The organism is Gilliamella sp. CG25 (genome assembly GCF_046635705.1).
In the GTDB taxonomy this organism is placed as follows: domain Bacteria; phylum Pseudomonadota; class Gammaproteobacteria; order Enterobacterales; family Orbaceae; genus Gilliamella; species Gilliamella apicola_I.
Genome location: NZ_JBIDFJ010000011.1, coordinates 23,347 through 33,827, shown reverse-complemented (window position 1 = coordinate 33,827; position 10,481 = coordinate 23,347). Strand labels below are relative to the sequence as shown.

Here is a 10,481-nt window from a genome sequence, read left to right as displayed (position 1 = left end):
CAAAGTTATTGGTTTTTGTACGATGAAAGTAATATAAACCTTAGAATCTTATTCATGACAATTGAATGTTCCCTTTATCATTAATTTAATAATTATTAAAAAATTCATGATTTTATAAAGGAAATCAACAATATTGATAACACTATCATTAAATTCTTGGCATATCGATTTGAACAGGTCAAACAAGCCAGTAATTTAAAAAGAAGACTTCTGATATTTACGCAAGTGGAGGTTTTGAGTGTATGCTTGAAAAACGAGAACAACAAGCTAATGAATTCGGATTGAATGATGAAATCATCAAACATTTAAACGCTAATCTTGTACAACATTTTATTGAGGAAGCATTGAAATAAGTTAATAATCTAGCAAAATAATCATATCGTAATTTTATCAATGACAATAAGAAATTAAGTCTATTGTATGAAAAACAAAAGGTTAATATAAGTAAATTTCACTGCATTAAAATTTACTTTATCACTCACTTCATCACAAATCTTATCCAAAAACAGCTTGATGCCTATCCTATTTTTCGAAAAAATAACCGACTTACGTCAATAGATTAGCTAACCAATTTGGTAATAATTTATAAAAAAATAATAAATTGAAAGTGAAATGAACAATTGTTTATAACCGTTCTAACAAAATCATTAAACAGCAGTATTGAAGTTGTTTTAAATCTTTAATGGGTAAAAGTATGAAATCTTTTTACAGTATAAAACTAGCCAATTTTCTGAACTTTTTTTCAACGAATTTCTTTTATCATAGTGCAGAAATGCTATTTTTAATCTGGTTCTTCCTATTTTCATTCATATTTTTTTCATTAAAAATCACTCAAAATATATATCAATTAGGCATGATTTCTACGACAAGAGATGAAGGGAAGTTTGAACTTTCAGTCGATGGAAAAAAAAGAAAAAAGTTTGCGTTCAAATATATCAATTATGATAACCCTGTCAGCAATATCTTTTTCATCAGGCTATTTGGCGTTGTTTTAAACTATTTATCAATTATTTTTTGTTTTATCATTCTATCTAACTTATTAATAAATATTGTTTTTTATTTTTTGGGTTTAGGTAAAATGATTAATTTAAAGTACTATAAATACTATCTTTTTAGTGAATATAATATTTATGGCATTGCATGGATATTTGTTGCATTTGTTGTAGCGGTAACTTGTTATCTGATTATCTATCATAAATATACAAAACAGTTTTTTTCAGAATTAGATAAGAAAGTTAATGAATCAATGATTTCAAATATTAAGAAATCTGATTTAAGAAGCGGTAGTTTATTGGATGTTAAAGATTTAAAATTTAATGAAGTCGATATTTATGATCCATCAGATTATTATCAAGAAGCGAAACAAAAAGATTCGTTATTTCTTGGTATCGATGATGAATCGACCCCCATATTTTATAAAAAAAGTATATGGAATGAAACTAACGTACAAATAATCGGAAAAATGGGAAGTGGTAAAGGTGTATTAGCAACATCTGTATTTATCCAATGTTATGAAAACTATAATGATTTCAACGTATGGTTCGACCCTAAAAACGACGAATGGGCTTATAGTGTTTTCAAGAATAAATCAAAGAAAGATCAGTTCTTTTATATAGATCTTAATCGAGATGCAGAGCCTCAATTTAATATATTCCAAGATATTACCGTCACAGAACTTAATGAATTATTTGTAGCCGGTTTTGGACTTGGCAGAACAGGAACAAATGCTGACTTTTATAAAATTGGTGATAGAAAAGTATGTCGTGAATTGGCTAATCAGTTTGAGGATGAACCAGATAATATCAACATCAACACGATTATGGAAAAATGGAATAAACTACCTAATGAACTAAAACAGCAAGGTTCAAGTTTTTTCGGTCAGCTTGAAGAATTATCTGAATTAAAGTGTATTCAAACTGATAAAGGAATTAACTTAAAAGACATTATATCTGGCAATAAACCCGGCATGTTATATATAACAGGATCGTTAAGAGATGAAAATGTTGTTATGTTACAAAAAATGTTGCTGTTAAGAATAACGCAGATCATCGAAAAAAGGGACAGAAAACAAGATTTAACACACATTAATATCATGCTTGATGAAGTTCGATATATTTTATCTAAAAACACGTTAGAAATGATGGGAACAATACGAGATAAAAAAGCAAATATTATCTATACTCACCAATCGTTAGGTGATTTAGTTGGGGCAAGCCAAGATCTTGATCCTGCATCGACCAAAAATATCATGCTCGACAATGTTGGACTAAGATGGATATATAAACTTGATATAAAAGATAGTGCGGAATGGGCAAGTAATTTAACTTCAGAAACGCTAAAAGATGTAGAAAGAAGAACTTTAAGCTTAAATGATGCAAACGTAGAAATGGCAAGCAAAGAAACAACCATCTTTAAACAAAAAGCCAATTATATTGAAACGAGTGTTATACAGAATTTACCGAAACGCTGCGGCTTAATTATCGGATTAGAAGGCTTGCCTAAGTTAGCTTACAGTAGCCCAATAATCGTATCTAAATTAGATAAAGTATTACAGATAGCACCTAGATTGGAACTTACCTACAAAAAAACAACACCAAAAAACAAGGTTGAAAAACAACCAGTCAAAAAACAGAAAAAAAATGAGACCACTGTCGATAAAGAATTACTTAATCAAACTACAGGATTAGAAGATTTTTTAGCATCCAAACTTAAAAAAGATAAAAACCTATCTGATGAAATAATGATTGACATCGAAAGTAATCCTACCGCTCAACCAACGATTATAAATCATGAAGTGATTAAAGATTAACAATTTGTGATAACGATTTCAAAAAAAACATAAGGGTAACGTACGTACTAAAAAATTTTTACGTTTCAATAACTATAGTGAAAAGCTTATTCTGTCTAGTTTTTGGTTATCTTTTTCCAAAAAAAATCGTTATATTTCGTAAAGATAATAATTAACAAACAACAATTATAATTACAAAATTTACTAAATTAGAACTGAAAATATCGAAAATAGCTATTATAGTACGACCCATCTTTACAAATTCGTTTCAATTAGCGATTTGTGCGATTTTGAAAATAAATTAATAAAAATCAAATAACTATAAACAAAAAATAAAATAATAAAAAATTACAATAATTTGTAATCGTATATCATTATATTAGGAATAGAAGGAAATGAGGAAGTGGAGTTAGTTACGCTTTTAACAGCTTGTGCTTTAAATGTAAGTTCTGATTTATTAGAACCATTAATTCAATTAGAAAGCGGTTATAACCCTTATGCTATAGGTGTTGTGGGCGCTTCTGTTCCTCAACCTACTTCTTTAAATGATTTTTGGCACACTATTAATGATTTAGAAAAAAGAAACAAAAATTATTCGGTAGGTCTTGCTCAAATCAATATCAAAAATCTTCATCGATTTAATATTCCTGTTCTTGATGCGGTAGAGCCTTGTAACAACATCAAATTATCAAGTGTCATATTGAAAGATTGTTACTCAAATTATCAAGATATAGGAAAAGCATTGAGCTGTTATTACAGTGGCAATGATAAAACTGGTTTTAAGCGTGATTTTAATAATAGCTATGTTGAACGATTTTTAACATCTTATGCTAACAAGCAAGAAAATGTTGTTATCAATTTTGATTATAACCAATTTTATCAACTCAAAAATCAAGTTGAAAATTATCATCACAATCAACCATCAACACAAATTGCTAGATCATCAAATGTTAAAAATACTAATCAAGTAAAAAATTTTTCTAATCACAAGAAAAAAGAATCGTTTTTGAAAAAAACAATCAATATGAACTAAAGGAGAAAGAATAAAATGAAATTAATCAAAAAATTATTTTGGTTGTCAATTGGGATTTTGATTACTAATCCAAGTTTTGCTGTCGGACTTTCTAAAACCGAAAGTGGTATGAAAAATTTGCAAACTTCGATACATGCCATTGTAGGGGTTGTATTTCTTATAACAGGACTCATTGTTGGTGTTTTAGTTTGGCGAGGATCAAAAACTTGGGAGGAGTGTTCTAAATGGGTGATTGGAGTTGCATTTGCAGGTGGAGCGGCAGAATTAATAGGTATTTTCTTTTAAAAATAAAAGTGTCAAATAAATGGAAAAAGATATTTTATACAAGGCATTAACCAGACCCGCACTAGTGTTGGGATTACCGTTACAGTTAATCATATTTATCGCTTGGATAACTGTAATGCTATGTATGTTTATTTCATACTTTTTTGTCGGTTTAGGTATTTTCCTTTTTATTACCTGTGTTGCTTTAAATAAAAAGGATGAAATGTTTTTTTCTATATTGGGAAAGAAATTATTGGTTTCAAGCGGAACGACCAGTTTGTCACAAAGTAAAAAGCTATATGGCAATAATATAGATTATGTAACATCATCGTCTTATCGGGCAATAAAAGTGGATAATAATATTAATTTAAAACATTTTTCAACTATCGAAAAAAACATACCTTACTCAAGTCATATCGATAATCACATTATTATTAACAAAAATGGTGATTTAGTGGCAACATGGGAAGTAAAAGGTATTTCCTTTGAAACAAAAGGTGATGATGAACTTGATATCAGAAAAAATGAACTTGATAATTTTATTCGCTCATTTTCAAATGAAAACATAGCAATATATGTAAATGTCATCAAAAAAAATACAGATATCAAAATAGGCGGTGATTTTACGGGGTTTTGGTTTGCTGAACAAAATAATAATCGATATCTCGATTACCTAAAAAGTCAGCAGAATAAAGAGACTTTTATTTATGTTTCTTTGGTGATGAAAGGCGCGGATTTACAAGATAAAGCAGATAGCTTCATTACCAGTATAATTACAAAATTGATAGGGAAAAAATCGATTAATATCAAAGAAAAACAAGATTTCATTGATAATAACTTATTACAAATGAAAGATCTTTGTTTCAGATTTGATAAAGGATTATCTGAATTTGGCTCAAGGCGACTAGGGTTATATAGGAAAAATGACTATGTTTATTCAGAATTGATTGAATTATATAACTTAATATTAAGTGGTATTGATCGACCTATAATAATCGAACCGACAAGGTTATCCAACCTATTAGCCACGTCTGATTATTATTTTGGTGAACAGACAGTTATCGCAAAGTCAAATAATCAAACTAAATACATAAAATGCGTTGAAATAAAAACTTATTCCAACGAAACCAATCAAGGTATTTTTGATTTTCTTCTCGCTTTACCGATAGATATTTGTATAACGCAATCCTTTTCTATTTTATCAGCCAAAAAAGGAGTGGATTTAATAAAAAGGAAGAAAAATCAATTTGAATCATCAAACGATGATGGTGTGTCTCAAGTTATGACTCTTAATTTATTTATTGATGATTTAGCAAGTGGTAATATTTCGATTGGAGAATACCATTTTAACGTATTTATTCGTGCCAATACGTTTGAGCAAGTCCAAAACCAATCAAAAGAAATTATACAATCGCTAAATAATAAAGGGTTTATTGCACAAGATAGCACAATATCATTAAAACCTAATTTCTTTGCGCAGTTGCCTTCAAATTTTAAATATCGAACACGCGTCGTTGAAATCACCAGTAAAAATTTTGCAGGAACAACGGGATTACACAATTTTTTAGCTGGTAAACGAATCGGCAATTGTTGGGGAGATGCGTTAACGGTATTACAAACTAGAGGCGGACAACCCTATTATTTCAATATTCATGAAGAAAACGCATTTACTAATGATTTAGGTAAAGATCTAGTCGGAAATTTCATGATCATTGGTGGAACAGGCGCCGGTAAAACGGTTCTTGCATCCTGGATATTGGAACAAAGTTTAAAATTTAATAGTCCAACATCGTTTAAAACCAATGTATTAGAACAAACCAAAAAATTTAGATTTATCTATTTTGATAAAGATAGGGCTGTTCAGATGCATATGTTAGCCTTAGGTGGAAAATACATTAGTCTCAGAAAAGGTTTCAATACCAATCTAAATCCTTTTGCGCTTGAAAGCACGCAAGAAAACATTAATTTTTTAGTTTCATTCATAAAACTACTTTGCTCATTAGACGGTGGCCCTGTATCTGTATTACAAGATAAAGAGATATATAGAGCCGTTAATCAAGTCATGTCCCGAGAAAGAAGCAAAAGAAGTTTTGGTATTTCTTTATTACTTCAAACATTGGACATAGAGCAGGCAGAGGATAAACGAGAAAAATCAATTCATGAAAGACTGCAAAAATGGAGCCGAAATGGTTTTTTAGGTTGGGTATTTGATAATGAAATAGATGATCTTGATATCGAAAAGTACAATACTTTTGGCATTGATGGTACAGAGTTTTTAGATGATAAGGAAATTTTAGATCCGTTAATGTTTTACATTCTCCATAAAATAAAATTGTTATTGAATGGTCAACGGATTGGTGTTTTTATCGACGAAATACAAAAATATGCAGAATGTCCTACGGTTGACAACATGATCGATGATCTGTTTAGGGTTATCCGTAAATTACAAGGATTTATTGGCGGTGCAACGCAAGATCTGACTTCGATTGAACATACCAAAACATACAAAGTACTACTAACACAGACAGAAACTAAAATAGTTATGCCAGAAAAAGTATATCGGGAAGATTATTTTATTGAACGTCTAAAATTTACTGAAAAAGAGTTTCAATTGCTAAAGACTTTGAAAAAAGCAGATAGAGAATTTTTAGTGAAAAAAACCAGTGTCGATACCGGAAAACCTGAAAGTATCGTTTGTCGATTAAATTTAGGTTGCCTAGGTGAGAATTTACGTATATTGAGCATTGGTTCATCAGAACGAGCAGTCGCCGATAAACTAATAGCAGAAACAGATGACGCTCAAATCTGGATTAAAAAATTAGGTCAATTATTACAAGCTGAAAATATGAATCAATAAAGGGAGAGGAAACAATGAAAAAAACAAAATTATTAATGTTAAGTTTATGCTTTATATCTTATAACGCATTATCTGGAGGTGTTCCTGTATTTGATGGTGCTGCCAGTATAAGAGCACTCAATGAGTGGCAAGAAAAACTACAACAATGGCAATCAACAAACAGTTTTCATAATAGTAATCTTACTTTAGGTCAGGAACAACTGGGTACTTTAAGAGGTATCGAAGATCAAGTTCGAAATTTTAATGTTAAAAGCTTACTTAAAGATATTAATGCCATTGATAAAATTATGCCTGACTATAACGCAATAATCAGCGGAAAATTTTCACAAGAATCTAATGCATTAGCATCAAAATTAGATATTAATGGTCGATGTGGAAATAACATTAAAGAGCTGATTAATCTTTGTAAATCGGAAAATTTGAACTTAGCGGCTAACTATATTGCAATGGAAAAAGTTAATGAACAAATAAATGTCATTTCGGAAAAAATAGGAAAACTAGCCGATGAAGTCGCACAATCTAAAAATATTAAAAACAGTACAGATATCAATAATCAAATCACATTATATAACAACCAATTAGCATTATTAGATCGAAAACTAGCACTTACACAAAAACAATATGAATCTAATCAAGAATTAATAAATAAGCAAAGAGAGCAAATTATCGATGAAATAGAATTACGACCGACTACACCAACATTTCAGTTCTTTCAGGATGAGTTAGATAGAAACAATCGTAATGTTAGTTTTGATGGTTTTTAAAAAAGTTTAAAAAAATAATTAGGTCTTCTTCAATTATTTAGCTTATTTGCGTTGTTAACAATACATATATTGATAATATTTTAAGATTTTTGGGGAATGCCTAATAGGCTAATATTACATTATAAAATAGTCTTATAGGGTTGGAGAAAATTAAAAATGGCAGGAGTATTTACTACACTTCAGAAGTTTGTTGATAAGTCGCTTGCAGCAGTTACCGCCCCCAAAATTACGGAATTGGTGAGTGCAATCAGTGAAATATTCGGAAGTATCATGTTGTTATGGGTAACCTATAAAAGTATTGAAATTGCGCTGGGGAGTAGGCCTTTCAGGCTTGGAGAACACATTCATAAAATATTAATAATCTCTATTGTAACGAGTATTGCTTTTGATGCTGATGGGTGGATAAAAACAGTTCTAGACATAATAAAAGAAGTTAAAGGTGTTTTAGTAGAAAAGGGAGGAGCAATTGCACAACTAGATAGTCAAACAGATAAGTTTAATAATGCCATAGAACCGATCATTAAAAAAGCATTTATGTTTGAACGTCCTTTTATTGCAGTAAGTTTCTGGGCATGTTTCTTCATTATGGCAGGAAGTTGTCTTTTTGCATTATTAACATCTGAAATTATTTTGGCGTTTGCTTTGCTCTTTACACCACTGGCAATTTTGTCGTTATCATTTGAAAATACCAAAAAAGTGTTTGAAGGATGGCTGTCTGCAGTAGTCGGGGCTATAATTACAATGGTATTATCTGGATTGATGATGTCATTAATGTCAGGATTTTTAAAAACACTTTGCGATTCCATAGGTAAGTATCCCCAATCATACCGAGTAATTTGTGCTGCATGTTTATTCTTTGCCATTTTCTTTTATTATGTTATGTCAGAAGTAAAAAAGTTAGCTCAAGCATTTACAGGGTTTACATGTGGTTCAATTCTGAATGCATGGGATGGAGCTGTTAACACAGTTAAAACTACAGCCAATGTCGCATCTAAGGTAGCAGCATTATGATTCAAAAAATAATTAAACATGGAAAAAAAATGAAAATAATTATAATTTCTCTATTATTTTTAACGTTAGTGGTAGGCTGTGTTAAAAGAAAAAATACTGTTCCTCTTGAAAATAACCAATTACAAGCAGTAAATAGTGACATTATTACTTATCAACTAATAGAAAATATAAAGGCGAAGTAAATGTCAGACAAAAAAAGTATACATGTTATAGATGAACTTACAAAAGAAAGTCTAACTTTCGAAAAAAATATTATCCAGAATCAGGAAAAATCCAAAAAATTAGCATGGATAGTAGCAAGTATTTTTATCTTATATTCGCTAGTGTTAACGGGGTCATTTGCATTTTTATTACCATTGAAAGAGACTCAACCCTATGTTATTCGAGTCGATAGCAATACAGGCTATACTGATATTATTCCATCCTTAACGGATCAATCCTTTACGCCGGATGAAGCACTCGATCGATTTTGGATAGCTCATTATATTGAATTACGTGAAAAATATGTTTATGAAACTCTTCAACAAGATTATGAAAGAGTGCAATTATATGGATCAGCAAATGTTAATCGGCAGTACATCGGCTTATTTAACGCAGATAATGCACCCTACAAATTGTATGGGGATGGTTATGCTATCGAAGTAAAAATTTTGTCTATAAATTTGGGGGTAAGTGAAGGAGAGACTAACACGAAGACTGCAATTGCACGGGCAGAATTGACAAGGGTAAACCTTGCTAACAATGAAAGAGTGAGCAAAAGAATTTTTGCTACCATAGCATATGACTATAAACCAAATTTATCACTAGCGTTAAATCATAGAACGTCCAATCCGTTAGGATTTCAAATATTATCTTACACCGTCGATACAGAAAATAGGTAATTTTAATGAAAAAGCTGATTACATTTTTAATAGTATTAATCACGTTTAATGCATATTCCGAAACCGATCCCCCAAAATCTAATTTTGATTATCGTGTTCGAGAGCTTGACTATAATAATGATGATGTAACTAAAATCATTGCGGTAGATGGTTACACCACAACCATAAAATTTTCAGATAATGAATACATACAATATGTAACCACCGGTTTTGAAGAGGGTTGGCAACATAAAATACAAAATAATTATTTAATCATAATGCCCAAACCTATCGACAATGGGGAAGGGACATTTTATAAACCATCATCACCAGATTGGAATACCAATTTAATTGTGATTACCGATAAAAGGGAATACTCATTCCAATTAATGATAGATGAAAAACAAGATAATAACTCTTTTATTGTACGCTTTAATTATCCGAAGGATAGAGCCTTAGCCATAAAAAATGAAAATATAAGAAAAGCAAAAATATATCAAGAAGAGAAAAACAAACAACTTATAACAAAATCATTAGGCAAGTTAAGTACACCTGTGAACTGGAATTATTACAAATCTGTTAATAAAGGAAGTGAAAGTATTGTACCGGATTTTGTTTATGATGATGGCATACTAACCTTTTTAGGGTTTTCCAATGAAAAAGAGATCCCAAGTGTATTTTTGGTGAATAAAAATAAATCAGAAGAAATGCTCACCTACAATATGCGAGCCGATGTATTAAATAATTACCGAACGTTAGTGGTTCATAAAGTGGCAGAAAAATTAATTTTAAGAAATGGTAACAAGGTTGTTGGGATTTTTAATCAGTCTTACGGAACCTATAAACCAGAATATAAAACAACAATAAGCGATAATGTAATCAGAGTGATCAACCAGTAAGGATA

The 10,481-nt window shown here is 30.4% G+C and carries 9 protein-coding genes; all 9 read left to right on the top strand.

Translation table 11 applies throughout. The annotated features are described in order from the left end of the window. Positions 1 to 1,078: 1,078 nt before the first annotated feature. The 9 genes from ACGH6P_RS09055 (at position 1,079) to virB9 (ending at position 10,476) form a co-directional block, all read left to right on the top strand. Positions 1,079 to 2,809, top strand: coding sequence for a hypothetical protein (locus ACGH6P_RS09055; protein WP_267351496.1), 1,731 nt, complete (start codon positions 1,079 to 1,081; stop codon positions 2,807 to 2,809). 382 nt (positions 2,810 to 3,191) lie between these two features. Continuing rightward, positions 3,192 to 3,821, top strand: coding sequence for a transglycosylase SLT domain-containing protein (locus tag ACGH6P_RS09050; protein WP_411597313.1), 630 nt, complete (start codon positions 3,192 to 3,194; stop codon positions 3,819 to 3,821). 15 nt (positions 3,822 to 3,836) lie between these two features. After that, positions 3,837 to 4,106, top strand: coding sequence for a TrbC/VirB2 family protein (locus ACGH6P_RS09045; RefSeq protein WP_267351499.1), 270 nt, complete (start codon positions 3,837 to 3,839; stop codon positions 4,104 to 4,106). A gap of 19 nt (positions 4,107 to 4,125) precedes the next feature. Further along, the gene (locus ACGH6P_RS09040) at positions 4,126 to 6,942 is read left to right on the top strand and encodes a VirB3 family type IV secretion system protein (RefSeq protein ID WP_267351501.1); all 2,817 of its coding nucleotides are present in this window, start codon (positions 4,126 to 4,128) and stop codon (positions 6,940 to 6,942) included. A gap of 14 nt (positions 6,943 to 6,956) precedes the next feature. Next, a complete protein-coding gene (locus ACGH6P_RS09035) occupies positions 6,957 to 7,706 on the top strand; it encodes a type IV secretion system protein (protein ID WP_267351502.1) in 750 nt (249 codons plus the stop codon). Positions 7,707 to 7,862: 156 nt separating this feature from the next. Then, positions 7,863 to 8,717 carry a type IV secretion system protein gene (locus tag ACGH6P_RS09030; RefSeq protein ID WP_267351504.1) on the top strand — a complete coding sequence of 285 codons (855 nt, stop codon included), beginning with the start codon at positions 7,863 to 7,865 and terminating at the stop codon, positions 8,715 to 8,717. Further along, positions 8,714 to 8,899, top strand: coding sequence for a hypothetical protein (locus ACGH6P_RS09025; protein ID WP_267351506.1), 186 nt, complete (start codon positions 8,714 to 8,716; stop codon positions 8,897 to 8,899). The genes ACGH6P_RS09030 and ACGH6P_RS09025 overlap by 4 nt, the downstream gene beginning before the upstream one ends. Beyond that, on the top strand, positions 8,900 to 9,598 hold the full coding sequence (locus ACGH6P_RS09020) for a virB8 family protein (RefSeq protein WP_267351508.1): 699 nt from the start codon (positions 8,900 to 8,902) through the stop codon (positions 9,596 to 9,598). A gap of 5 nt (positions 9,599 to 9,603) precedes the next feature. After that, complete coding sequence (gene virB9 / locus ACGH6P_RS09015; RefSeq protein WP_267351510.1) at positions 9,604 to 10,476, top strand: P-type conjugative transfer protein VirB9; 873 nt, start codon at positions 9,604 to 9,606, stop codon at positions 10,474 to 10,476. Positions 10,477 to 10,481 lie beyond the last annotated feature (5 nt).